Genomic DNA, 23,082 nt, shown 5'->3' with positions numbered 1-23,082 from the left:
AGCCATGAAGGATTGCAAGAACTATAGTCTGCTGAGACATAACACCTTCGGCATTGATGCACAGTGTCAGCGTTTCCTGGAATATGCCGACGAGGCGGAAGCCTGTCAGGTGGCTGGCGTGCTTCGTGAACTGACGTCACCTTATATTATTATAGGAGGAGGAAGTAACCTGTTGCTCACACGTGATTTCGACGGTATCGTCGTACACTCCGCCATTCGTGGCATTGAACAGCAGGGTGACGGACGTATCCGCTGTGGCAGTGGAGAGGTCTGGGACGACGTGGTGGCGTGGTGCGTGGCCCATCAGCTGTATGGCGCAGAGAACCTCTCGCTGATTCCCGGTGACGTGGGTGCCTCGGCCGTTCAGAACATCGGTGCCTATGGCGTGGAGGTGAAAGACCTGATCGTCGGTGTGGAAGCTGTTGAGATAGCAACCGGCAGGCTGTGCTCTTTCTCCAATGCAGACTGTCAGTATGGCTATCGCGACAGTCGATTCAAGCATGCGTGGAAGAACCAATACCTCATCACGCATGTGGTGTATCAGCTGTCTACCGCCTTCCAGCCTGTTCTGGACTATGGCAATATTCGCACAGCACTCGCTGAGAAAAAGATAGACGAGGTGTCGGCCCAGGCATTACGCGACACGATCATCGACATCCGTAACCAGAAACTGCCTGATCCTGCCGTACTGGGCAATGCCGGCAGCTTCTTCATGAATCCTATTGTCAGCCGTGAACAATACGAGCTGCTGGCGAAGGAATATCCGCAGATGCCACACTATTTCATTGACGACGACCACGAGAAGATTCCCGCAGGATGGCTGATAGAACAGTGTGGCTGGAAAGGAAAGTCACAGGGAAGGGCAGGGGTGCACGACAGACAGGCGCTCGTCCTGGTGAACCGCGGAGGTGCTACGGGTAACGAGATAGTGGCCCTTTGTGAGACCATTCAACGCGATGTACAACAACGTTTTGGCATTGCCATTCATCCGGAGGTGAACGTCATATGAAGCTAACTTTCTTGGGAACAGGGACATCATGTGGGGTACCCACCATCGGGTGTAAGTGCTATACCTGCACCAGCAAGGACCCTCATGACAAGCGGCTGCGCTGCTCGGCACTGCTGGAAACAGAACAGACACGACTGCTTATCGACTGCGGTCCCGACTTCCGGCAACAGATCATGACGCAGCCGTTCAGGAAGATTGACGGTATCCTGATCACCCATGCCCATTACGACCATATGGGTGGCATGGATGATATCAGACCCTATTGCCAGTTCGGAGAAATCAATGTCTATGCTGATCCCTTGGCATGTCAGGGCATGTTACAGATGTTGCCTTACTGCTTTGCAGAGCACCGCTATCCTGGCGTGCCTGCCATCCAGTTGCACCAAATCGAGAAACACCATCCCTTCCAGATTGGCGACTTGCAGATCATGCCTTTCGAAGTGATGCACCACGACCTTCCCATCCTTGGATTCCGCATTGGTTCCCTGGCATATATCACGGACATGAAATCCATCCATGAGGAAGAAATTACTTTTATAAAAGGATGCGAAACGCTGGTAGTCAATGCGTTACGTAATACACCGCATCACTCTCATCAAACCCTTTCAGAGGCTGTAGACTTCGCCAGAAGGATTGGTGCCAGACAGACGTGGCTGATTCATAGCAGTCACGACATCGGTCGACACAAGGAGGTCAATGCCCAGCTACCCAGTGATATCCAACTGGCGTACGATGGACAGGTCATTGAAGTCTGAAAGAAAGAATTGATTTTACTTGCGTTTCTTCTTGCCGAAGAGATGTCCGTAGCTCTTCATCAGTTTACGGACGAGCAGGAAGGCATCAATAGCTGTGATGCTGTTGCTGATCAGGTTGGCAATGAGTTCCCCCTTGGAATCTGACTTCTGGGGGGCTGTCAGTTGATGCCACAAGAGGCCGATCTGCTCGTTATCCTTCTGGATATTGGCATGAAGGGCTTCCTTACGTTGCTGGATCTGTTCTAAAGTACTGTAGGTGGACTGTGGCATGGTTCTAATTCATTAAGATGTTTGCAAGGAAACGGACAAGGGGACGCTCAATCCAGGACTTGCGGAAAGAGAATACCAGCAGGAGCAGCAGGAAGAAGACCATTGCAATGAAGAAGAATGCCCAACCGGTACCGATGACGGGCGTCAGCCAATAGGCTACGGCCAGTGAAAGGTAGAACATCACGGCAATGCCCAGTACAACCAAGACAAAGGCCAGGATGAGTGCCGTGACAAGACGTACCACTTTCTCGATTACATCGAGCTTCAGATATTCCTTCTGAAGCCCCATGTAATCTTTTAGCACCTCAATGAGTTGAGCAATGGATTCTACGTTCTTGTCGCTTGAAAACATAGCCATAACAGATGATTATACCTCAGGAGCTGCATCTGCAATGTCGTCGACGAGGTCGCTGACTTCCTTGCGGCTCAGTTTGATGTTGTGCTTCTTCATGAAGTCGTCAACAGCGTCCGTGATCTTCGTACGGGTGTCTTCGCCCTTTTCAGGAGCCAACAGAAGTCCGATAACTGCTCCGGCGATAGCACCACCGAAGAATGCACCTAAATAACCTAAACTTTTCATAATCGTATTTTTTAAGAGTTAAACATGTTTCTGTTTTCATCGCAAAAATACAAAAATAAATTGAAATATGGCACAGAAAAATCCTAATTTTTTGTTAAAAAGGGCCGTTTTTTTTTATTTAACAAACTTTATGCACGTTTTTTGTTGTTTTTTCTGCAAAAATACGTATCTTCGCAGTGTTTTTATGACAAAACTAATTTTTATATATTGAAACTGTAAAAAGGAATTATGAAAAAGTACACTGTTTTTTGCGCAACAATGTGCGCAGCTTTGCTCTTCACCGGTTGTAAGTCTAGCGAAAGTGCTTATAAGCAAGCTTACCTGAAGGCTAAACAGCAGGAAGAGATGCAACAGGCCACTGCTCCCGCTGCCAATGAGGTCACCGTCGCTCCGATGGTAGAGAAGCCCGCTAACCAGGCACGTGTCGTGGACAATGCCGACAACATCGCTGTTCGTCAGGAGAACGTCACCGTTGTGAACGGTTCTGGTCTGAAGAACTTCAGTGTGGTGGTAGGCTCCTTCTCACTGAGAGCCAATGCCGAGGGTCTGCAGCAGACGCTGAAGAGCGAGGGCTATGACGCTCAGGTGGTTATGAACAGTAATGTATCGCCTGCTATGTATCGCGTAGTGGCTACTACATTCGATACAAAAGCCGATGCAGCTGCCAGCCGTAACGCTTTGCAGACGAAGTATCCTGGCGCATGGCTGCTCTATGCTAAATAAGCAGTGGCCAGAATATTATCAATAGATTACGGTAAAAAACGTACAGGATTAGCAGTTACCGACCCGCAGCAGATGATTGCCAGCGGGTTGGCAACTGTTTCTACATCTGAACTTTTTGACTATCTGAAAAAATATGTTGCCGCTGAGCAGGTGGAGTGCATCGTCATTGGCGAGCCCCGCCAGCCCAATGGACAGCCCAGCGAGAATCTTCAACGCGTTCAGCAGTTCGTGAACAGATGGCGCAAGGCGATGCCTGACGTGCCCATTGACTATTTTGACGAGCGCTTCACGTCTGTATTGGCTCATCAGGCCATGCTGGACGGAGGACTCAAAAAGAAGGCGCGCCAAGACAAGGGGTTGGTGGACGAGATCAGTGCCACCATTATCCTGCAAGACTATATGCGCTGGCGCCAAAAATGGTAAATCGATAAAAACATAATAGAATATGGTATTACCTATATATATATATGGACAGCCCGTCCTTCGCAAGGTGGCAGAAGATATTCCTGCCGACTATCCGGAGTTGGACGCTTTTATCAAAGATATGTGGGATACGCTGGCTGAGAGCGAGGGGATAGGTCTGGCTGCTCCTCAGGTAGGGAAATCTATCCGCGTAGTGGTGATTGACTTGGACCTCATCAGTGAAGACATGCCGGAGTACAAAGACTTCCGTCGGGTATTCATCAATGCCCACATCGTGGAGTATGACGACTCGGAAACAGAAGCCTTGGAGGAAGGGTGTCTCTCACTGCCAGCCATCCACGAGAAGGTGTTGCGTCCCAAGCGTATCCATGTCCAGTGGCTTGACGAAAAGATGCAACCCCATGACGAGTGGATAGAAGGCTATCTGGCTCGCGTCATGCAACATGAGTTTGACCATCTGGATGGAAAGATGTTTGTCGACCGTGTCTCACCACTGCGGAAACAGCTGATAAAAAGTAAACTGAAAGCATTGCTGCAAGGTCGTTTCCGTTGCGGATACAAGACCAAGGTGGCAAAGCGATAGAAAGACGATGCTTAGGAAGTTCTTGTTCCTTATCTTGTTATATCCTGCGGTCGGATGGGCTCAGTTCAACACAGACCGTTTGGTCATGATAGGACGCTCAGCGCTCTATTATGAGGACTATGTACTTTCTATCCAATATTTCAACCAGGCGATTTCTGCCAAGCCCTATCTCTTCGACCCCTGGTACTACCGTGCGATAGCCAAGTTCTATCTTGACGACTATGTGGGTGCGGAACAAGATTGTACGGAGGCTATTGAAAGAAATCCCTATGTCGTCGGCATCTATGAACTGCGTGGACTTTGTCGTATTCAGCAGAAGCAGTATGACAATGCCATCCGCGACTATAACGTCGCACTACGCTATGATCCCGTGAATATGAATATCTGGCATAACCGTGCCTTATGTCGTATTCAACAGAAAGACTATGACCATGCACTGAACGACCTTGACTCCATGGCTGTCATGTGGAGCAGGAATGCCAGGATATACGCCATGCAGTCGGAAGTATACCTGGCACAGAAGGACACCACCAAGGCCATCGCCGCCCTTGACAAGAGCCTGGACATGGATGCCTACAACGGAAGCACCTGGGCACAGCGCTCTTCCATCAGTCTGGCGCGCCAGGAATGGAAGGAGGGTGAGGGATATCTTGACAAGGCCATCCATCTGTTGCCGAAGGAGGCAGGACTATACATCAACCGTGCCCTGGCCCGCTTTAACCAGAACAATCTACGGGGTGCCATGGCTGACTATGACATGGCCCTTGACTATGACCCCAACAACTTCCTGGGACACTATAACCGTGGACTGCTCAGAGCACAGGTGGGTGACGACAACAGGGCCATCACGGACTTCGACTTCGTGCTGAAACTGGAGCCCGACAACCTGATGGCTCTCTATAACCGTGCCTTGCTGTTGGAGAATACGGGTAATCCACGTGCTGCCATCAGGGACTACTCAAAGGTGATCGAGCAATATCCGAATTTCTGGATAGGACTCCAACAGCGTGCCTCGTGCTACCGGAAGCTAGGCATGACCAGGCAGGCAGAACAGGATGAGTTCCGTATCCTGAAGGCGCAGATAGACAAGCGCTATGGCAAACAGCCCCGTCTCTCGAAGAAACAGATGCGCAAGCGCAGCGACGAGGATATCGAGAAGTACAACCAGTTGGCTGTTGCTGACGAGGAGGAGATGCAGCATGAGTATCAGAGTGAATACCGCGGTCGTGTGCAGAACAGGAAGGTTGACATGGACTACATGCCCATGTACTGCCTCTCTACCAGACAGAAGATCAGTGCTGTCAGGCATTATGTGACCTATGACCGTCAGGTGGACTCGCTGAACCACGAGCTGCCCCAAAACCGACAGCTGTATATCGTTGCCGGGGAAAGTGACATCAAGGACCCTTCAGTCTATCTCAAGGATGACGGCAGCTCGGCACTGGCCTTATGGATAAGGGCCATCGCCCAATGGCAGGACGAAAGCATTGACCTGCCGATGCGTACGTCAAACCTGATAGAGCTTCTGACAAAGGCCATCCAGCAGGCACCCGCCAATGCCTACCTCTACTATAACAGAGGAAATGCCTATGTGAAGTGTCTGGAATTCCAACAGGCCATAGCCGACTACTCCAAAGCTATCCAGTTGGATGGAAACATGGCGGAAGCCTACTATAACCGTGGACTTGCCCGTCTGGCCAATAAGCAACAGATCGAAGGCAACAACGACCTCAGCAAGGCCGGTGAGCTTGGCTTATATACAGCCTATAGTATCTTAAAGCGGCAAAGGAATAAATAAGCACTACAAAGTAAAACAAAAGACACTGAGATATGACACTGATTATCGTTACAATGCTGATTGTGTCCTACGTGCTGATAGCAACAGGTCACTTGACGGGAGTAAACAAAGCGGCCATCGCCATGTTCCTGGGTACCGTAGGCTGGGTGGTCTATGTGTGCTGGGGCTCAGACTTTGTCATGGACCAGCATCCGGCAGACTATCTTGAATGGCTTGCCGGCAGCGAGGCATCGAGCGATGCAGTGAAATATTTCATCTATGACAATATCTTCCTGAAATATGTGGGAAGGGCTGCGGCCATTGTGATGTTCCTGTTGGCGACGATGTCTATCGTAGAACTGCTGAACAACAACGGCTGCTTCGACTTTATCACGGAGTGGATACGTACGCGTAATTCCAAGCGTCTGCTGTGGACCATCACACTGGCCACGTTCATCCTCTCTGCCAACCTTGACAACCTGACGACGACCACCATGATGCTGGTCATCATGCATAACATCCTGCAGAACTCACGACAGCGTATGTATGTGGGGTCTGCCATCGTACTGGCCGCCAACTGCGGAGGTTGCTTTACGGTCATTGGCGACCCGACAGGACTCATCCTGTGGGGGAACGGTGCCGTGACGGCAAGTCATTTCTCTGCCTACCTGGCACTTCCTGCCATCATCGCATGGGTCATCCCAACCATCTTCATCAATCGCGAGCTGCCCGACAGACTGGATACCGCATGGAGTCCCTCGCCTTATCGTGGTGATGACACCCGTCTGAACCGCTGGCAGCGCTTCGTGATGCTGATTGTGGGCATTGGCGGACTGTGGTTCATCCCAACGTTCCACAACATCACCAAGCTGGCTCCATTCCTGGGGGCCCTGTGTGTGCTGAGCGTGCTATGGGTGGTCAACGAGGCGTTCAATCACAGACTCATCAGTTCAGACAGAACGACACAACGTCGCATCCCGATGTCACTGCAGTATGGGGTATTGCAACAACTGCTCTTCGTCATGGGTATCATGTTAGGCATGGGCGTCGTTACGGAGACAGGTGTATGGGCTGACGTATCCAACTGGATGGACACCTATGTTCATGATATCTGGATATTAGGATTCGGGGCTGGACTACTGAGCGCTATCGTCGACAGCTTTACCATTGCCATCTCCAATATCTCCCTGTATGTGGTCGGAATAGGCGACATCGCGACCAATGGATCCTTCTGGAAGATCATTGCCTATACTACTGCTGTAGGCGGGTGCCTGCTTTCCGTAGGAAGTATTAGCGGCTTAGCCCTCATGCGTGCAGAACATGTTTCGCTACTTTGGTATATCAGACATCTGACGCCTAAAGTCCTGCTAGGCTGGGTACTGGGTTATGTGATCCTTTGGATAGAAATCAATATCATCAGTATTTGATTTCAAATTGGACAAAATATGTTCTAAAAGTAATTTTTATGAAAACATTTCCGAAAAAAAAACGGAAATGTTTTTTTTGTTTGAATTTTTTTTTCTATCTTTGCAACAATATTGCTAAAACAATAATAACTTTAAATATTTAACTGCTTATGTCACAGATTGTTGGACACATTTCCCAGATTATCGGTCCTGTTATCGACGTGTTTTTTGATACCAAAGGACTGGATGCCGAGAAAGTGCTCCCCAAAATTCACGAAGCATTGAAGATTGACCGTGGTAATGGTAACCAGTTGATTGTCGAGGTGCAGCAGCATATCGGCGAGGATACGGTACGTTGCGTTGCCATGGACAATACCGACGGACTGCAGCGTGGATTGGAAGCTATCCCTATGGGCACACCTATCCAGATGCCCTCAGGAGAACAGATTAAAGGTCGTATGCTGAACGTTATCGGACAGCCTATTGACGGTATGAAACAACTCAATATGGAAGGCGCTTATCCTATCCATCGTGAGGCTCCTAAGTTTGAAGACCTGTCTACGACTAAAGAGGTCTTGGCAACCGGTATTAAAGTGATCGACCTGCTGGAACCCTATCTGAAGGGCGGTAAGATTGGACTCTTCGGTGGTGCTGGTGTCGGTAAGACCGTGCTTATTATGGAACTTATCAACAACATCGCCAAGGGACACAACGGTTTCTCCGTATTCGCTGGAGTAGGAGAGCGTACGCGTGAAGGTAATGACCTGATCCGTGAGATGATTGAGTCGGGCGTTATCCGTTATGGAGAGAAGTTCAAGGAGGCCATGGCTGAAGGAAAGTGGGACCTCTCTCTAGTCGATCCGGAAGAATTGAAGAAGTCACAAGCCACACTAGTCTATGGTCAGATGAACGAGCCACCAGGTGCACGTGCTTCAGTAGCCCTGTCGGGACTGACTGTGGCAGAAGGATTCCGTGATGGTGGAGGAAAAGATGGAGGTGCAGCAGATATCCTGTTCTTTATCGACAACATCTTCCGTTTCACACAGGCCGGCTCTGAGGTGTCTGCACTTTTAGGACGTATGCCTTCTGCGGTAGGTTACCAGCCTACACTGGCCTCCGAGATGGGTACCATGCAGGAACGTATTACTTCAACCAAGTCAGGTTCTATCACTTCTGTACAGGCCGTTTATGTGCCTGCTGACGACTTGACGGACCCTGCACCTGCAACAACGTTTACCCACCTGGATGCTACGACGGTGCTTGACCGTAAGATTGCTGAGCTGGGTATTTATCCTGCTGTTGACCCGCTGGGTTCTACTTCACGTATCCTTGACCCGCTTGTTGTAGGAAAGGCTCATTATGAGTGCGCTCAGCGCGTGAAGGAGATCCTTCAGCGTTACAAGGAACTGCAGGATATCATTGCCATCTTGGGTATGGATGAACTCTCTGATGAGGATAAACTGACCGTTAATCGCGCTCGTCGTGTACAACGTTTCCTCAGTCAGCCTTTCTCTGTTGCAGAGCAGTTTACCGGTCTGCCAGGTGTGATGGTACCCATTGAGGAAACCATCAAGGGATTCAATGCCATCCTGGACGGTGAGGTTGACGACCTTCCTGAGCAGGCATTCCTCAATGTCGGCACCATTGAAGACGCGAAGGAGAAGGCAAAGAAACTGTTGGAGGCAGCTAAAGGTTAAATAGTAAATGGTCAAATTGTAAATTTACAATATGTTAAAGCTGAAGATAGTTTCTCCCGAGCGGATAGAGTTCGATGGCGAGGTCGAGCGTGTTCTCGTACCTGGCTCTCTCGGACAATTTGAGATTCTGACGAACCATGCCCCTATCATCTCGTCATTGGACAAAGGGAAGGTGGTATATGGTCTGGCGTCGGGTGAGAAGAAAAGTCTTGATGTCATTGGAGGCTTCGTAGAAGTTCAGAAGAATGTCGTCAGTCTTTGTATAGAAATAGAATAAACTGAGTTCAGAGATGGTAGATATCGACAAACAGTGTAGCCATTACATCGTTCAGTGTATTGCCTTGTTCATTTTGCTGAATTTCCTGGCAAGTGTGGCCATGCACTATCACTATGTAGGCAATATCGTAGTACCAGTATTGGTGAGTTCGCTGTTTGTTCTAGTTCTGGAGGTAACTGCTGCACTTGTATGGCGCTGGGTAGCCAAAAAACACAGTGATATGCTGCCTTCGTTCTTCACGGCTGTTTCTGGCTTCCGTTTCCTGGGAGCATTGATGGTAATGGCTATCTGGTATCTGGCATCTGGACGTCAAGAGATGATGACGTTTATCGTTGTCTTCCTATTGTTCTACATGGTTTCTCTGATACACCATTCTATCTTCTTTTCGAGAATAGCTAATCGCTTATAACGGTTTAAACCCCAAAAAGTTAAATGAAACAATTAAAGTCAATATGTCTCTTGTTGATGCTGACACTGACACCAATGTCTATGCTGGCAAATGAGCAACAGGGTGAGGAGCTCAACATACCAGAAGTGGTTCTTGAGCACTTGGCCGACGCTTATGAGTGGCACATTGCGTCATATGAGGGAAAACACCTGAGTATACCACTACCTATTATCATAAGGAGTGAACAGACAGGTGAATGGTTCTTCTGTACAGAACACTCTCTGCCTCAAGGTTTCTTCTTCAATGAGGAGGCTCATGGAAAGATCTATGAGCAGATGGCTGACGGATCATCCGTGCGTCCGCTGGACTTGAGTATTACGCGCAATGTATTGCAGATATGGATAGTTGTTGCAGTACTGCTGGCTATATTCTTGTGTTGTGCGAGATGGTACAAGAAACATGATAAGACCAGCAATGCCCCAGGCGGCTTTGTTGGTGCTGTGGAGATGTTGGTAGTCATGATCAACGACGACGTGATTAAGTCGTCGATAGGTGAGAAGCACTACAAGCCATACGCACCCTATCTGCTTACGGTGTTCTTCTTCATATTGGTAACGAACCTGGTAGGACTCCTTCCAATATTCCCGGGTGGTGCCAACGTGACAGGCAACATCAATATCACCTTCTTTTTGGCCTTCTGTACTTTCCTTGCCATCAACCTGTTTGGAAACAAGGAGTATTGGAAAGAGATTTTCTGGCCTGATGTACCTATTTTCCTGAAAGCCATCCCTGTGATGCCAGCTATAGAGCTGTTTGGCGTGTTTACCAAGCCTTTTGCCTTGATGATCCGTCTTTTTGCCAATATGATGGCAGGTCACGCAGTGATACTGAGTTTCACTTGCGTCATCTTCCTCGGGTGGTCTATGGGTGTTGGCTATGGCCTTGGCTTGAACCTCTTCAGTATTGTCATGCTGCTCTTTATGAATGCACTTGAGTTGCTGGTCGCTTTCGTTCAGGCATACGTCTTTACCATGCTTAGTGCGGTGTTTATCGGCTTGGCACATAAGGATCACGAAGAATAAACAAAATAAAAAACAAATACATTATTAATATTAACAACTAAAAATTTTAAAAGTTATGATTACATCATTGATTTTAGCCGAGGGTCTGGCTCAGCTGGGCTGCGGTCTGGGAGCTGGTATTGCAGTAATTGGTGCAGGTTTGGGTATTGGTAAGATTGGTGGCAGTGCCGTTGACGCTATTGCCCGTCAGCCCGAGGCTTCTGGTAAGATCTTTACTCAGATGATTCTGACATCTGCTTTCGTTGAGGGTTGTGCCCTTTTCGCTATTGCTGCTTGTGCATTCTTGATCAAATAAGTTTAGCAAATGGATTTCACTCAATTACCATCAATCCTTACGCCTGATCTCGGACTATTGTTCTGGATGCTATTGGCGTTCTTGGTGGTCTTTGGGGTGCTTGCTAAGTTTGGTTTCCCAGCCATCATCAACATGGTGGATGAGCGAAACAAATACATAGACGAAAGTCTTCGCAAGGCCCATGAGGCCCAGGAGCGCTTAGCCAATATCGAGAAAGAAGGTGAATCCATCTTGCAGGAGGCTCGCGAGAAGCAGGCTCTGATATTGAAGGAGGCTGCTGCCACGCGTGATGCGATGGTAGAAAAAGCCCAGGAAAAGGCTAGGGCAGAGGGTGCCCGTCTGATGGACGAGGCCAAGGCTGCCATTGAACAGGAGAAGAAGGCCGCCATTGCCGATATTCGCCAACAAGTAGCCGCCCTGAGTGTTGACATCGCAGAGAAAGTCCTGAAGCAAAACTTAAAGGACGACAAGTCTCAGATGGATTTGATTGACCGTATGCTGGATGAAGTTTCTGCTAAAAAATAAATGGAATAACGTATGGATATAGGAGTAATATCGGTCAGATATGCGAGAGCGCTCTTGAAGAGTGCCACCGACGCAGGGCTTGATAACCAGTTATGTCAGGAGATGACCATGCTGGCTAAGAGTTATATCGAGGTGCCCGCATTACGCCAGACGATAGACAATCCCATGCTCTCAAAGGACAAGAAACAGGAGTTGCTCGAGACCGCCTGTGGTGGTCAGATTAGTCAACTCTGTCGTACCTTCATCAGTCTAGTACTGAAGGAAGACCGCGAGAACATGATACAGTTTATGGCTAATTCGTACGTCACGCTTTATCGCAAGCAGAAGAACGTCATCAGTGGCAAGCTGACCACTGCGGCTCGCGTGTCTGCACAGACCGAGCAGAAGATGCGACAGATGGTGGAAAGCCAGACTAATGGTATTGTAGAGTTTGAGACCGAGGTGAATCCCGACATCATTGGCGGATTCATCCTGGAGTATGACACCTATCGTATGGATGCGAGTGTCAGGACCAAGCTCAACAACATTCTTAACACACTTAAAAAGTAAAACAAATGTCAGATAAAATTAAACCAAGCGAAGTGTCCCAGGTACTGCTGGAGCAGTTGAAGGGTATCAGCGATGCTGAACGTTTCGACGAGGTGGGTACCGTACTGACTGTCAGCGATGGTGTAGCCCGTATCTACGGACTACGCAATGCCGAGGCCAACGAGTTGTTGGAATTTGAGAACGGCACGATGGCTATTGTGATGAACTTGGAAGAAGACAACGTGGGTTGTGTGCTTTTGGGTTCCACTGCTGGCATCAAGGAAGGTATGGTTGTCAAACGCACCAAGCGCATTGCCTCTATCCGTGTCAACGACAACATGTTGGGTCGAGTAATCAATCCACTCGGACAGGCTGTTGACGGAAAGGGCGATATCGACCTGAAGGATGCTTTCGAGATGCCGCTAGACCGTAAGGCACCTGGTGTTATCTATCGTCAGCCTGTAAAGGAACCGCTACAGACGGGTCTGAAGGCTGTCGACTCCATGATTCCTATCGGTCGCGGTCAGCGTGAGTTGATTATCGGCGACCGTCAGACCGGTAAGACCGCGATTGCTGTTGACACGATTATCAACCAGAAGAGTTTCTATGAGGCAGGTAACCCCGTCTATTGTATCTATGTAGCCATTGGCCAGAAGGCCAGTACGGTAGCTACCCTCGTTCAGACACTGAAGGAGCATGGTGCCATGCCTTACACCATTGTAGTAGCCGCAACAGCAGCTGATCCTGCCGCCATGCAGTATTATGCTCCGTTTGCTGGAGCTGCTATCGGTGAGTATTTCCGTGATCGAGGCTATGCAGCCCTCGTGGTATACGATGATCTGTCAAAGCAGGCTGTTGCCTATCGTGAGGTGTCATTGATCCTGCGTCGTCCTTCCGGACGTGAGGCCTATCCTGGCGATGTGTTCTATCTGCACTCTCGTCTGTTGGAGCGTGCTGCCAAGATGAACGAGCAACAGGAAGTTGCCGAGCAGATGAACGACCTTCCAGAATGTATGAAGGGACATGTTCGTGGCGGTGGTTCACTCACTGCACTGCCTATCATCGAGACCCAGGCAGGTGACGTGTCGGCATACATCCCCACCAACGTGATCTCTATCACCGATGGTCAGATTTTCCTTGAGAGCGACCTCTTCAACCAAGGTTTCCGTCCTGCCATCAACGTCGGTATCTCCGTGAGCCGTGTGGGTGGTTCGGCACAAATCAAGTCGATGAAGAAGGTTGCCGGTACGCTGAAGATTGACCAGGCACAGTATCGTGAACTTGAAGCATTCTCCAAATTCTCAAGTGATATGGATGCTGTGACGGCGATGACGCTTGACCGTGGACGTAAGAACAATCAGTTGCTTATCCAGCCCCAGTATTCACCTATGCCCGTAGGTGAGCAGGTTGCCATACTGTATTGTGGTGTACACGGATTGATGCGTGACGTGCCCATCGATCAAGTTCGTGAATGTCAGAACCAGTTCCTCGATAAGTTACGCTCATCAGCACCAGAGGTTATCGAAACGCTTGCCGCTGGTAAGATAGATGACGAGGTGACGAAGAAGATAGAAGCTGTCATGGCCGACATCGCAGGAACGTATAAAAAGTAACAGCCTATGCCAAGCCTGAAAGAAATTAAGGGCCGTATTGCTTCGGTAAACAGCACACGAAAGATTACCTCTGCCATGAAGATGGTGGCTTCCTCGAAGTTGCACCATGCGCAGGTGGCTATCCAGAATATGCTGCCATACGAAACGATGCTTGAGCATATTCTGAAATCGTTCCTCGCTGCCGAGGCAGAGCCACAGACCATCTTTGACCAGGAACGTCCTGTGAAGCGCGTCGCCATTGTCGTATTCTCCAGCAACTCATCGCTGTGCGGTGGCTTCAATGCCAACGTCATCAAACTGATGCAGCGCACGGTGGATGCCTACACCCAGGAGTTGGGGCAGGGCAGTGTCGAAGTGTGGCCCATCGGTCGCAAGGTGGCAGAGAAGGCTCGCAAACTGGGCTACGACGTGCAGTGCGACTATGCCGAACTGATAGACCATCCTCAGGTGCGCCAATGCATCGACATGGCCATGGAATTGGGCCGTCGTTTCGCAGAAGGCGAGGTAGACCGCGTGGAGATTCTGTATCATCACTTCAAGAGTGCCGGTTCGCAGATTCTGACCAACAAGACTTTCCTGCCCATTGACCTGGAGGCTGAGCTGGGCCGTGACCACGAGCGCGATTTGACCAGTAACATTGCGACGAAGAAAGCGCAGGACTATCTGCGCAAGAACCGCCGGCAGCGCGAGACGAAGGAGGGTGAGGTTGCCCCGCTTAACGACAACTTCATCGTTGAGCCCGACATGAACACCGTCTTGTCGAAGCTGTTGCCCAAGATGGCACATCTGATGCTCTACACAGCTCTCCTTGACAGTGTGGCTTCTGAGCATGCCGCCCGTATGGTAGCCATGCAGACCGCCACGGACAATGCCGACGAGCTGTTGCGCCAGCTGAACCTGCAGTACAACAAGTCGCGCCAGCAAGCTATCACCAGCGAACTGCTCGACATTGTCGGCGGCAGCGTAAACAACTAACGATGAGAGGTAAGGGTAGCAATCTCTTACCTCTCATTTTTCCCTATCAACCATTTAAGAATATCAAACTAAACTTATGAAAAAAGGTATTTTATCGGTGGTCCTCGTGGCCATGACACTGCCGACGATGGCGCAGCAGGTGAAATACAGCGTCAGCGGCACGTCGGCGAAGAACGGCCAGAAGGTCTACCTGATTGACCGGCTGAGCGAACGGCCCATTGACAGCGTGACCGTTGCCAGCGACAAGTTTGCCTTCAGCGGCACGGCCGAGAAGAACGCCCTCATGGCCGTGAGGGCGGGTGGAAGCCAGTGGGAGACGCCGTTCTTCAACGACGGCACGCCCGTGACCATCAACGTCAACGACAGCACGCTGAAAGGCTCTGCGCTGAACGAGCGGCTGACGAAGTACGACCTGGAGATGGACGCTCCGAGCAAGGTTTTCAATGCCAAGGTCGCCAAGCTGACAAGGGCAGAAATCGGTGCCCGCCAGGACGAGCTTATGGCCGAGTACAACAAGATACAAGCCCACCAGACGGCGATGACCAACAAGATTTTCCAGGACGAGTCGAACACGCTCATTCCGGTGGCCTTCGCCCAGCTGTACTTCTTCGACAACGGGTGGGACGCCTACGACGAGCTGGTTGCCCAGCGAGTGGCCTACGCCGGTCATCCCTATCTGAAGAAAGCCAAGGACGACGTGGAGAAAATCCTGAAACCCAAGGACAGTCCGCAGACCGCCTTCATCGGTCAGCAGTACACCGACCTCGAGATGGCCGATGCCAACGGCAAGATGCACCGCATCAGCGACCTCGTGGGCAAGGGAAAATGGGTGCTCGTAGACTTCTGGGCCTCGTGGTGCGGTCCCTGTCGCGCCGAGATGCCCAACGTGCTGGAAGCCTACAGCAAGTACCACGCCAAGGGCTTCGAAATCGTCGGCATCTCCTTCGACCAGAAGAAGGAGGCATGGGTCAAGGCCGTCGAGCAGCTGAAAATGCCGTGGCTGCAGATTTCCGACCTGAAGGGCTGGAAATGCGCCGCCGCCCCCGTCTACAAGGTTGAGGGCATTCCCGACAACATCCTCATCGACCCACAGGGGAAGATCATAGACAGAGCACTTCGTGGCAAGATGCTGCATAAGCGTCTGCAAAAGATATTCGGAGAGTAAGAGACATCAACAACGACGATTATGGCTACAGTTGACGACAAGAAAGTGATTTTCTCGATGGTCGGTGTGAGCAAGACCATTCAGCAGAATCAGAAACAGGTGCTTAAAAACATCTATCTTAGTTTCTTTTACGGAGCAAAGATCGGTATTATTGGCTTGAATGGTGCAGGTAAGTCGACGTTGATGAAGATTATCGCCGGACTGGACCAGCAGTTCCAGGGTGAAGTGGTGTGGAGTCCAGGTTATTCCGTAGGATATCTGCCACAGGATCCTCCTTTGAATGAGGAGAAAACCGTGAAGGAAAACGTGATGGAAGGTGTTCAGTATGTCTATGATGCGTTGGCAGAATATGACGATATCAACATCAAGTTCGGACTTCCTGAGTATTATGAAGATGCGGACAAGATGGATAAGCTGATGGCTCGACAAGCAGAGCTGCAGGATATCATCGATTCGACCGATGCATGGAATATGGATTCCAAACTGGATCGTGCCATGGCTGCCCTTCACTGTCCTCCAGGAGACTGGAGCGTCAAGACACTGTCAGGAGGAGAACGCCGTCGTGTGGCACTCTGTCGATTGTTGTTGCAGAAACCCGATGTGCTGTTGCTCGATGAGCCTACCAACCACCTGGACGCAGAGTCCATAGACTGGCTGGAGCAACACCTGCAACAATATGAAGGGACGGTTATTGCCGTTACTCACGACCGTTACTTCCTGGATGATGTGGCTGAATGGATTCTTGAACTCGACAGGGGTGAAGGTATCCCATGGAAAGGAAACTATTCGTCATGGCTGGAACAGAAGTCCCAGCGCTTGGCATTAGAAGAGAAGACAGCCTCGAAGCGTCGTAAGACACTGGAACGTGAGCTGGAGTGGGTACGTATGGCTCCTAAGGCCCGTCATGCCAAGGGAAAGGCTCGTTTGAACTCCTATGACAAGATGTTGAATGAGGAACAGAAACAGAAAGAGGAGAAACTGGAGATCTTCATTCCCAACGGTCCTCGTCTGGGTAACAAGGTGATAGAGGCTGAGCATGTGGCGAAATCATTCCCTGAGAAGATGCTTTTCTCTGACTTGAACTTTGTTCTTCCTCCTAACGGCATCGTAGGAGTGATCGGTCCTAATGGTGCTGGCAAGACGACTCTTTTCCGTCTGATCATGGGACTCGAACAGGCTGACCAAGGAACGTTCAGCGTTGGCGAGACGGTGAAGCTCAGCTATGTGGACCAGCAACATAAGGATATTGATCCCGAGAAGACCGTTTACCAAGTGGTCAGCGGCGGCAACGACACCATTCGCATGGGAGGACGTGACGTGAATGTACGAGCCTATCTGTCAAGGTTCAACTTCACAGGCGTCGACCAAGAGAAGAAATGTGGCGTGTTGTCTGGCGGTGAACGCAATCGTCTTCATCTGGCCATCGCTTTAAAACAAGAAGGAAACGTCCTGTTGCTTGACGAGCCCACCAACGATATTGACGTCAACACGTTGCGTGCCTTAGAAGAAGGCTTGGAAGCCTTTGCCGGCTGTGCCGTGGTAATCAGTCACGACCGTTGGTTCCTGGACCGTATCTGTACGCATATCCTTGCTTTTGAGGGCGAAGGCAACGTGTTCTATTTCGAAGGCAATTATTCTGAATATGAGTCAAACAAGGCTGCCCGCCTAGGACTGGAAGAGCCCAAGCGTGCCAGATACCGTAAACTGATGGAAGAATAAGCAAGAAGATGTATAGAGTAGGGAAGAGCGTTGTATTATTGATGGTGAGTGTCATCCTGTTGGCTGCCTGTGGGCAACAGGCGAAGGATGCCGATTCTGCCTTTGGCCGTTATGCTGAGCTGTTGGACGACCAGAAGATGCAGCAAGTGTTACGTCAGATGATGGACAGTGACTCATCACGATGGGCAGCCATAACCACTTTAAAGCATTATTATCAAGAGAACAGCACCCCGGTATGGTTCACCCATCAGGGTGTTAGTGAGGATGCAGACCAGCTGCTCGCTTACCTGCAACGGGAGTTGCCTCAGAATGGACTGGACACCATTTCCTTTCGTTTGCCGGATATCGCCTCTGACCTGAAGATCATCCATGAGCTGTCATTCGATTCTTTAGGAGTTGACATCAACGATGTCCTTCCCCGTCTGGAATATCACCTGTCACGCGCTTTCGTGGTCTATTCTACCTACCAGCGCTACGGATTCGTGCGCCCTGAGAAGCTGTTAAACCAATCATTTATGAGGGATGACAGCACGGGATATGCGCGACTGTTCGACTATCAAGTGGAGTCACCGGACTATCAGGAGGCTGTCAAGCAACTGACTGACGACGACCGTATGAACTACCTGCAGTCCTCGGACCCCCAGAATCCGCTCTATACCACCTTACGTGAAGCGCTGTCAAAGACCACAAGTCGGCAAGCCAGACAGCAGTTGCTTGTCAACATGGAACGTTGCCGTTGGCGCACGAAACAGCCCGACCGCACGCCTCGTGTTTTGGTTAACCTGCCCGCCCAGCAGCTGTGGGCCATCCATTCCGATTCCGTACTGGACATGCGTATCTGTTTTGGGGCAAAAGCCACGAAAACCCCTGTCTTGTACAGTGAAATCAAGTATATGCAGGTCAACCCCGACTGGCTGATTCCCTTCAGCATCATCAAGAAGGATGTGGTGCGCCATGAGCACGACTCGGCATACTTTGCCCGTAACCATTATTATATTGTTGACCGTCAGACTGGTGACACCCTGAATCCGGCTCATGTGTCTGCCGATCAGATGCGCTCAGGAAAGTATCGTATTGGACAGACGGGTGGGGCACATAACTCACTGGGGCGTATCATCTTCCGTTTCCCCAACCAATTCGACATCTATCTCCACGACACGAACAACCGTGGGGCGTTCAGTCGTGAGAAACGCTCCTTGTCACATGGCTGCATCCGTGTACAGAAGCCCTTTGAACTGGCTTGTTTCCTCTTGCCGGAGGCCAGCGAATGGGAACTCGACAAGTTACGTATCTCGATGGACCTGGAACCAGTCTCAGAGCGTGGCATTACCTGGCTTGAAGAACATAGCGACGAGAGTAAACCCCACCGTTTGGTCAGCTATTCCAAAGTGTCACCTTCGGTTCCCGTATACATCGTGTATTACACCGTCTATCCCAATCCGGCAACAGGAACCCTTGAGACTTTCCCGGACGTCTACGGCTATGATGCCCTTATCGCACGAGAGATAAAGCCCTGGGTGGCAGAAAATCCATCATAAATTTGGTTTTTCATTTCGTTTGCACTATCTTTGCAAACAATTATGATAGAAGTAACGATTCGAGATGCCCAACTGCGTCAGGCAGCCAGCGAAGGAATGGACGCCTTTGTTGCTGTTTTTATAGCTGCTATTAAGGATTCTATCGGTGGAGAACTGACTTCCGAGACGATGGGACAACTGAATAGCGACCAGATTACATTGCTGGCATGGGAAGTGCTGCATAACGAGGTGATGGACGGCGGCTTTGTACAGTTGATACACAATGGCTACGGACCCTTTATCTTCAAAAACCCCTTCGCCAAGGCTGTCAAGCTGTGGGGCATGAGGGAACTGTCGAAACTGGTGTATGATGCCCATACACTCTACAACAAATACCACGAGGCACTGGAGCGTGACTGTACCGACGACGAGTTCATGGCATTGTTCGAGCAATACCCGGAGTTTGATGACATGGACGACCTTTTCGTGGAACAGGAAGAGGAATGGACTGAACAGATTGCCCGCTATATCGACGAGCATATCGAGCGCTTTGCAACGGTGAAAGACTGAAAAAGGAAAATGAACAAGGAAGAAGAACTCATCAGGAAGAAAAGTCCTGTCAACATACGCAACAAGAAGGCTTCATTTGAATACTTCTTTATCGAAACCTATACGGCAGGCATTGTGCTAACGGGAACGGAAATCAAAAGCATCCGTCTGGGCAAGGCCAGTCTGGTCGACACCTACTGCGTCATTACCAATGGTGAACTGTGGGTGAAGGGGATGAACGTGTCGCCCTATTTCTATGGCTCCTACAACAACCACGAGATGAAACGCGACCGTAAACTGCTGCTCACACGCCGTGAGATTCAGAAGTTGGCGGCTGCCACCAAACAGACGGGTTATACCATTGTTCCTTTGCTGGTGTTTATCGACCAGAAAGGGCGCGCCAAGATGGACATAGCCCTGTGCAAGGGTAAGAAGGAATTTGACAAGCGACAGACGCTAAAAGAAAAAGAAGACAAACGCGAAATGGATCGCGCCATGAAGGTATATCGATGAACACCACACTCAAAGACTTAGCAAAACAGCGCATCCTGATTCTTGACGGAGCTATGGGCACGATGATTGGCAAGCTCATGGGGAAAACAGGAAACTCGGATGAATTGAATCTCACGCGACCTGACGTCATTGAAGAGATACATCGTCGCTACCTGAAGGCAGGTGCAGACATCATTACCACCAATACATTCAGTTCACAACGTATTTCGCAGGCAGACTACCACCTGGAAAACCAGGCCCGGCAGATGGCGCTGGCTGGTGCTCGTCTCGCCCGAAAGTGTGCCGATGCTTTTGCTTCCTCGGAAAAGCCCCGTTTTGTGGCTGGCTCTATCGGCCCAACCAACAAAACGTGCTCCATGTCGCCTGATGTCAGCAATCCCGCCTTGCGTGAGTTGACCTATGACACCTTGTTTGATGCTTATTTCGAGGAGGCTGACGCACTGTTAGAAGGAGGCGTTGACGCCATTCTTATTGAAACCATCTTCGATACGCTGAATGCAAAGGTGGCCATTGATGCCTCGCTGCAGGCCATGAGCCAGCGCCGTCGCGAGGTGCCCATCATGATAAGCGTGACGGTGAGCGACCTTGCCGGTCGTACGCTGAGCGGCCAGACGCTTGACGCTTTTCTGGCTAGTATTAGCACATATCCTATTTTCAGCGTCGGACTGAATTGCTCGTTCGGAGCTCGTCAGATGATGCCCTTCCTGCGCCAGTTGGCCCGCAAGTCACCCTATTATATCAGTGCCTATCCCAATGCAGGACTGCCCAATGCCATGGGACTCTACGACGAGACCGCAGAGAGCATGGCGCCGCAGATGGGACAGATGGTGGACGAAGGACTGGTCAATATCATCGGTGGCTGTTGCGGTACCGATGAGCATTTTATCGAAAAGTACCCAGCCTTGGTCGAGGGCAAACAGCCACGAAAACCGGTGGCACCATCCACGACGATGTGGCTCAGCGGACTCGAAATGCTGGACGTGACGCCCGACGTACATTTTGTTAATGTGGGTGAACGTTGTAATGTGGCAGGTTCAAGGAAATTCCTTCGACTGATTAAGGAGAAACAATACGATGAAGCCATCTCCATCGCCAGGAAACAGGTGTCAAACGGTGCCTTGGTCATTGACATCAATATGGACGACGGTCTGTTGGATGCCCGTCAGGAGATGGTGACTTTCCTCAACATGATAGCCTCCGAGCCAGATATCGCCTCTGTTCCCGTGATGATTGACTCCTCAGACTGGAACACCATCGTCAGCGGACTGAAATGCGTTCAGGGCAAAAGCATCGTGAATAGCATCTCATTGAAGGAAGGCGAGGAAGTGTTCATTCAACATGCCCTCGATGTCAAGCGATACGGTGCTGCCGTTGTCGTGATGTGCTTTGACGAACAAGGTCAGGCAACTAGTTTTGAGCGCAGGATAGCGATTGCCAGGCGGGCCTATGACATCCTGACTCAGCAGGTTGGAATGAATCCGCTCGATATCATTTTCGACCCGAACATCCTGGCTGTCGCTACCGGCATGCCAGAGCACGATGCCTATGCCGCCGACTTTATCAAGGCCACCCGTTGGATTCGTCAGAACCTGCCCGGAGCTCATGTCAGCGGAGGCGTCAGCAACCTGTCGTTCTCGTTCCGTGGCAACAACTATATCCGCGAGGCCATGCATGCTGTGTTCCTCTATCATGCCATTCAGGCTGGTATGGACTTCGGCATTGTCAATCCGGCTACGAAAGTGCTGTATTCAGACATTCCCCGCCAACAACTTGACATCATTGAAGATGTTATTCTGAACCGCAGGAAAGATGCAGCAGAACGACTGATTGCGCTGGCTGCAGAACTGGCTGCTACGGATGAGAAGACGAAAGGAACCCCTGCGACGAATGACGACAGCAAGGCTCGGAAGAATGCCAGTGTAGAAGAACGCCTTCAACAAGCACTCATCAAGGGTGTCGGCGATTATTTACAGGAAGATTTGGCTGAAGCCCTCAAACAATATCCGAAGGCTGTAAACATCATTGAAGGTCCGCTGATGGCAGGCATGAACCAGGTGGGCGAACTCTTTGGCGCCGGCAAGATGTTTTTACCGCAGGTGGTAAAAACGGCGCGTACGATGAAACAGGCAGTTGCCATCCTACAGCCCTACATCGAGGCTGAGCGCTCAGAGGGTGCCAAGAAAGCAGGAAAAGTGCTCTTAGCCACCGTCAAGGGCGATGTCCACGATATTGGAAAAAACATCGTCAGTGTGATTCTTGCCTGTAACAACTACGAAGTGATTGACATGGGTGTAATGGTTCCTGCCGAACAGATAGTGCGCAAGGCCATTGAGGAGCACGTAGATATGATAGGACTCTCAGGACTGATTACTCCCTCACTGGAAGAAATGGTCAATGTGGCTCATGAAATGCAACGAGCCGGACTGGATATTCCCATTATGATTGGTGGTGCGACTACCAGCGAACTGCATGTCGCCCTAAAGATAGCTCCTGTCTATGGCGGTCCTGTAGTATGGATGAAGGATGCTTCGCAAAATGCGCTTGTCGCAGCAAAGCTGATGAACAAGACGGACGAACAACAAATGGAAAAAGAACTTGATGCTCGCTATGAGCATCTGCGCGAGTCGTACCAGCAAGAACAACAACAGCTATTGTCTCTGGAAGAAGCCCGTAAGAAGAAACCTGATTTCTGGGAAAATTAATTTGAAACATA

Annotated in this window: 25 protein-coding genes; 22 read left to right on the top strand and 3 right to left on the bottom strand. The window is 50.2% G+C overall.

Translation table 11 applies throughout. The features are described from left to right. Positions 1–4 precede the first annotated feature (4 nt). Both murB and BLU47_RS02750 read left to right on the top strand, forming a co-directional pair. Positions 5–1,009 carry a UDP-N-acetylmuramate dehydrogenase gene (gene murB, locus BLU47_RS02755; RefSeq protein ID WP_091958068.1) on the top strand — a complete coding sequence of 335 codons (1,005 nt, stop codon included), beginning with the start codon at positions 5–7 and terminating at the stop codon, positions 1,007–1,009. Then, the gene (locus tag BLU47_RS02750; protein ID WP_091958065.1) at positions 1,006–1,764 is read left to right on the top strand and encodes an MBL fold metallo-hydrolase; all 759 of its coding nucleotides are present in this window, start codon (positions 1,006–1,008) and stop codon (positions 1,762–1,764) included. The genes murB and BLU47_RS02750 overlap by 4 nt, the downstream gene beginning before the upstream one ends. 15 nt (positions 1,765–1,779) lie before the next feature. On the opposite strand, the gene BLU47_RS02745 is transcribed toward BLU47_RS02750, so the two are convergent. From BLU47_RS02745 to BLU47_RS02735, 3 genes are read right to left on the bottom strand one after another with little or no spacing between them, the layout of a single operon-like run. Then, entirely contained in the window at positions 1,780–2,034 is a 255-nt protein-coding gene (locus BLU47_RS02745) for a hypothetical protein (protein ID WP_091958063.1), read from the bottom strand. A gap of 4 nt (positions 2,035–2,038) precedes the next feature. Next, the gene (locus BLU47_RS02740; RefSeq protein ID WP_369796954.1) at positions 2,039–2,392 is read right to left on the bottom strand and encodes a phage holin family protein; all 354 of its coding nucleotides are present in this window, start codon (positions 2,390–2,392) and stop codon (positions 2,039–2,041) included. Between the two features lie 9 nt (positions 2,393–2,401). Next, positions 2,402–2,614, bottom strand: a complete 213-nt coding sequence (locus BLU47_RS02735; protein WP_091958060.1) for a YtxH domain-containing protein — start codon at positions 2,612–2,614, stop codon at positions 2,402–2,404. Positions 2,615–2,842: 228 nt separating this feature from the next. On the opposite strand from BLU47_RS02735, the gene BLU47_RS02730 reads away from it, so the two are divergent. The 20 genes from BLU47_RS02730 to metH all read left to right on the top strand — a co-directional run bounded on the left by BLU47_RS02730 (position 2,843) and on the right by metH (position 23,071). Continuing rightward, positions 2,843–3,337 carry an SPOR domain-containing protein gene (locus tag BLU47_RS02730; protein WP_091958057.1) on the top strand — a complete coding sequence of 165 codons (495 nt, stop codon included), beginning with the start codon at positions 2,843–2,845 and terminating at the stop codon, positions 3,335–3,337. Between the two features lie 3 nt (positions 3,338–3,340). Then, entirely contained in the window at positions 3,341–3,760 is a 420-nt protein-coding gene (gene ruvX, locus BLU47_RS02725; protein ID WP_091958055.1) for a Holliday junction resolvase RuvX, read from the top strand. A 22-nt stretch (positions 3,761–3,782) separates the two neighbouring features. Further along, positions 3,783–4,343 (top strand): peptide deformylase, encoded by a 561-nt coding sequence (gene def / locus BLU47_RS02720; protein ID WP_091958052.1) that lies wholly within the window; start codon positions 3,783–3,785, stop codon positions 4,341–4,343. 7 nt (positions 4,344–4,350) lie between these two features. Beyond that, on the top strand, positions 4,351–6,141 hold the full coding sequence (locus tag BLU47_RS02715) for a tetratricopeptide repeat protein (RefSeq protein WP_091958050.1): 1,791 nt from the start codon (positions 4,351–4,353) through the stop codon (positions 6,139–6,141). A gap of 32 nt (positions 6,142–6,173) precedes the next feature. Beyond that, complete coding sequence (locus BLU47_RS02710) at positions 6,174–7,547, top strand: SLC13 family permease (RefSeq protein ID WP_091958047.1); 1,374 nt, start codon at positions 6,174–6,176, stop codon at positions 7,545–7,547. Positions 7,548–7,696: 149 nt separating this feature from the next. Then, a complete protein-coding gene (atpD, locus tag BLU47_RS02705; protein ID WP_091958044.1) occupies positions 7,697–9,223 on the top strand; it encodes a F0F1 ATP synthase subunit beta in 1,527 nt (508 codons plus the stop codon). Positions 9,224–9,254: 31 nt separating this feature from the next. Further along, positions 9,255–9,500: an ATP synthase F1 subunit epsilon gene (atpC, locus tag BLU47_RS02700; RefSeq protein WP_091958042.1), complete on the top strand. Its 246-nt coding sequence runs from the start codon at positions 9,255–9,257 to the stop codon at positions 9,498–9,500. A gap of 13 nt (positions 9,501–9,513) precedes the next feature. After that, complete coding sequence (locus BLU47_RS02695; protein WP_091958039.1) at positions 9,514–9,909, top strand: hypothetical protein; 396 nt, start codon at positions 9,514–9,516, stop codon at positions 9,907–9,909. 23 nt (positions 9,910–9,932) lie between these two features. Continuing rightward, entirely contained in the window at positions 9,933–10,970 is a 1,038-nt protein-coding gene (atpB, locus tag BLU47_RS02690) for a F0F1 ATP synthase subunit A (protein WP_091958036.1), read from the top strand. A 55-nt stretch (positions 10,971–11,025) separates the two neighbouring features. Then, positions 11,026–11,265 carry an ATP synthase F0 subunit C gene (gene atpE / locus BLU47_RS02685; RefSeq protein ID WP_091958033.1) on the top strand — a complete coding sequence of 80 codons (240 nt, stop codon included), beginning with the start codon at positions 11,026–11,028 and terminating at the stop codon, positions 11,263–11,265. Positions 11,266–11,274: 9 nt separating this feature from the next. Then, the gene (gene atpF, locus BLU47_RS02680) at positions 11,275–11,790 is read left to right on the top strand and encodes a F0F1 ATP synthase subunit B (protein ID WP_091958030.1); all 516 of its coding nucleotides are present in this window, start codon (positions 11,275–11,277) and stop codon (positions 11,788–11,790) included. A 12-nt stretch (positions 11,791–11,802) separates the two neighbouring features. After that, positions 11,803–12,339: a F0F1 ATP synthase subunit delta gene (locus BLU47_RS02675; RefSeq protein ID WP_091958028.1), complete on the top strand. Its 537-nt coding sequence runs from the start codon at positions 11,803–11,805 to the stop codon at positions 12,337–12,339. Positions 12,340–12,344: 5 nt separating this feature from the next. Beyond that, positions 12,345–13,931: a F0F1 ATP synthase subunit alpha gene (atpA, locus tag BLU47_RS02670; RefSeq protein WP_091958025.1), complete on the top strand. Its 1,587-nt coding sequence runs from the start codon at positions 12,345–12,347 to the stop codon at positions 13,929–13,931. Between the two features lie 6 nt (positions 13,932–13,937). Beyond that, entirely contained in the window at positions 13,938–14,906 is a 969-nt protein-coding gene (locus BLU47_RS02665) for a F0F1 ATP synthase subunit gamma (RefSeq protein ID WP_091958022.1), read from the top strand. Positions 14,907–14,982: 76 nt separating this feature from the next. Further along, positions 14,983–16,071 carry a TlpA disulfide reductase family protein gene (locus BLU47_RS02660; protein ID WP_176780419.1) on the top strand — a complete coding sequence of 363 codons (1,089 nt, stop codon included), beginning with the start codon at positions 14,983–14,985 and terminating at the stop codon, positions 16,069–16,071. Positions 16,072–16,092: 21 nt separating this feature from the next. Continuing rightward, positions 16,093–17,790 (top strand): energy-dependent translational throttle protein EttA, encoded by a 1,698-nt coding sequence (gene ettA, locus BLU47_RS02655; RefSeq protein ID WP_091958020.1) that lies wholly within the window; start codon positions 16,093–16,095, stop codon positions 17,788–17,790. Between the two features lie 8 nt (positions 17,791–17,798). Continuing rightward, positions 17,799–19,328 (top strand): L,D-transpeptidase family protein, encoded by a 1,530-nt coding sequence (locus tag BLU47_RS02650; protein ID WP_091958017.1) that lies wholly within the window; start codon positions 17,799–17,801, stop codon positions 19,326–19,328. A gap of 42 nt (positions 19,329–19,370) precedes the next feature. Then, positions 19,371–19,877, top strand: coding sequence for a DMP19 family protein (locus tag BLU47_RS02645; RefSeq protein ID WP_091958015.1), 507 nt, complete (start codon positions 19,371–19,373; stop codon positions 19,875–19,877). A gap of 9 nt (positions 19,878–19,886) precedes the next feature. Next, the gene (gene smpB, locus BLU47_RS02640; protein WP_091958012.1) at positions 19,887–20,369 is read left to right on the top strand and encodes an SsrA-binding protein SmpB; all 483 of its coding nucleotides are present in this window, start codon (positions 19,887–19,889) and stop codon (positions 20,367–20,369) included. Further along, positions 20,366–23,071 carry a methionine synthase gene (metH, locus tag BLU47_RS02635; protein ID WP_091958010.1) on the top strand — a complete coding sequence of 902 codons (2,706 nt, stop codon included), beginning with the start codon at positions 20,366–20,368 and terminating at the stop codon, positions 23,069–23,071. Before smpB ends, metH begins: the two co-directional genes overlap by 4 nt. Positions 23,072–23,082 lie beyond the last annotated feature (11 nt).

The sequence above is a fragment of the Prevotella sp. tc2-28 genome, from assembly GCF_900107705.1.
Classification (GTDB): Bacteria; Bacteroidota; Bacteroidia; order Bacteroidales; family Bacteroidaceae; genus Prevotella.
Note: the sequence above shows the minus strand (reverse complement) of the source record. Positions and strands in the feature narration are given on the sequence as shown.

Excerpts from the sequence above, each read along its gene's own strand:
- murB (WP_091958068.1), top strand. The coding sequence starts at position 5 with ATGAAGGATTGCAAGAACTATAGTCTGCTGAGACATAACACCTTCGGC.
- atpA (WP_091958025.1), top strand. The coding sequence starts at position 12,345 with ATGTCAGATAAAATTAAACCAAGCGAAGTGTCCCAGGTACTGCTGGAG.
- atpD (WP_091958044.1), top strand. The coding sequence starts at position 7,697 with ATGTCACAGATTGTTGGACACATTTCCCAGATTATCGGTCCTGTTATC.
- BLU47_RS02645 (WP_091958015.1), top strand. The coding sequence starts at position 19,371 with ATGATAGAAGTAACGATTCGAGATGCCCAACTGCGTCAGGCAGCCAGC.
- BLU47_RS02660 (WP_176780419.1), top strand. The coding sequence starts at position 14,983 with ATGAAAAAAGGTATTTTATCGGTGGTCCTCGTGGCCATGACACTGCCG.
- atpE (WP_091958033.1), top strand. The coding sequence starts at position 11,026 with ATGATTACATCATTGATTTTAGCCGAGGGTCTGGCTCAGCTGGGCTGC.
- BLU47_RS02745 (WP_091958063.1), bottom strand. The coding sequence starts at position 2,034 with ATGCCACAGTCCACCTACAGTACTTTAGAACAGATCCAGCAACGTAAG.
- def (WP_091958052.1), top strand. The coding sequence starts at position 3,783 with ATGGTATTACCTATATATATATATGGACAGCCCGTCCTTCGCAAGGTG.
- metH (WP_091958010.1), top strand. The coding sequence starts at position 20,366 with ATGAACACCACACTCAAAGACTTAGCAAAACAGCGCATCCTGATTCTT.
- BLU47_RS02710 (WP_091958047.1), top strand. The coding sequence starts at position 6,174 with ATGACACTGATTATCGTTACAATGCTGATTGTGTCCTACGTGCTGATA.
- BLU47_RS02750 (WP_091958065.1), top strand. The coding sequence starts at position 1,006 with ATGAAGCTAACTTTCTTGGGAACAGGGACATCATGTGGGGTACCCACC.
- BLU47_RS02650 (WP_091958017.1), top strand. The coding sequence starts at position 17,799 with ATGTATAGAGTAGGGAAGAGCGTTGTATTATTGATGGTGAGTGTCATC.
- BLU47_RS02715 (WP_091958050.1), top strand. The coding sequence starts at position 4,351 with ATGCTTAGGAAGTTCTTGTTCCTTATCTTGTTATATCCTGCGGTCGGA.
- BLU47_RS02675 (WP_091958028.1), top strand. The coding sequence starts at position 11,803 with ATGGATATAGGAGTAATATCGGTCAGATATGCGAGAGCGCTCTTGAAG.
- BLU47_RS02695 (WP_091958039.1), top strand. The coding sequence starts at position 9,514 with ATGGTAGATATCGACAAACAGTGTAGCCATTACATCGTTCAGTGTATT.
- atpB (WP_091958036.1), top strand. The coding sequence starts at position 9,933 with ATGAAACAATTAAAGTCAATATGTCTCTTGTTGATGCTGACACTGACA.
- BLU47_RS02730 (WP_091958057.1), top strand. The coding sequence starts at position 2,843 with ATGAAAAAGTACACTGTTTTTTGCGCAACAATGTGCGCAGCTTTGCTC.
- ettA (WP_091958020.1), top strand. The coding sequence starts at position 16,093 with ATGGCTACAGTTGACGACAAGAAAGTGATTTTCTCGATGGTCGGTGTG.
- BLU47_RS02740 (WP_369796954.1), bottom strand. The coding sequence starts at position 2,392 with ATGGCTATGTTTTCAAGCGACAAGAACGTAGAATCCATTGCTCAACTC.
- BLU47_RS02665 (WP_091958022.1), top strand. The coding sequence starts at position 13,938 with ATGCCAAGCCTGAAAGAAATTAAGGGCCGTATTGCTTCGGTAAACAGC.
- smpB (WP_091958012.1), top strand. The coding sequence starts at position 19,887 with ATGAACAAGGAAGAAGAACTCATCAGGAAGAAAAGTCCTGTCAACATA.
- BLU47_RS02735 (WP_091958060.1), bottom strand. The coding sequence starts at position 2,614 with ATGAAAAGTTTAGGTTATTTAGGTGCATTCTTCGGTGGTGCTATCGCC.
- atpF (WP_091958030.1), top strand. The coding sequence starts at position 11,275 with ATGGATTTCACTCAATTACCATCAATCCTTACGCCTGATCTCGGACTA.
- atpC (WP_091958042.1), top strand. The coding sequence starts at position 9,255 with ATGTTAAAGCTGAAGATAGTTTCTCCCGAGCGGATAGAGTTCGATGGC.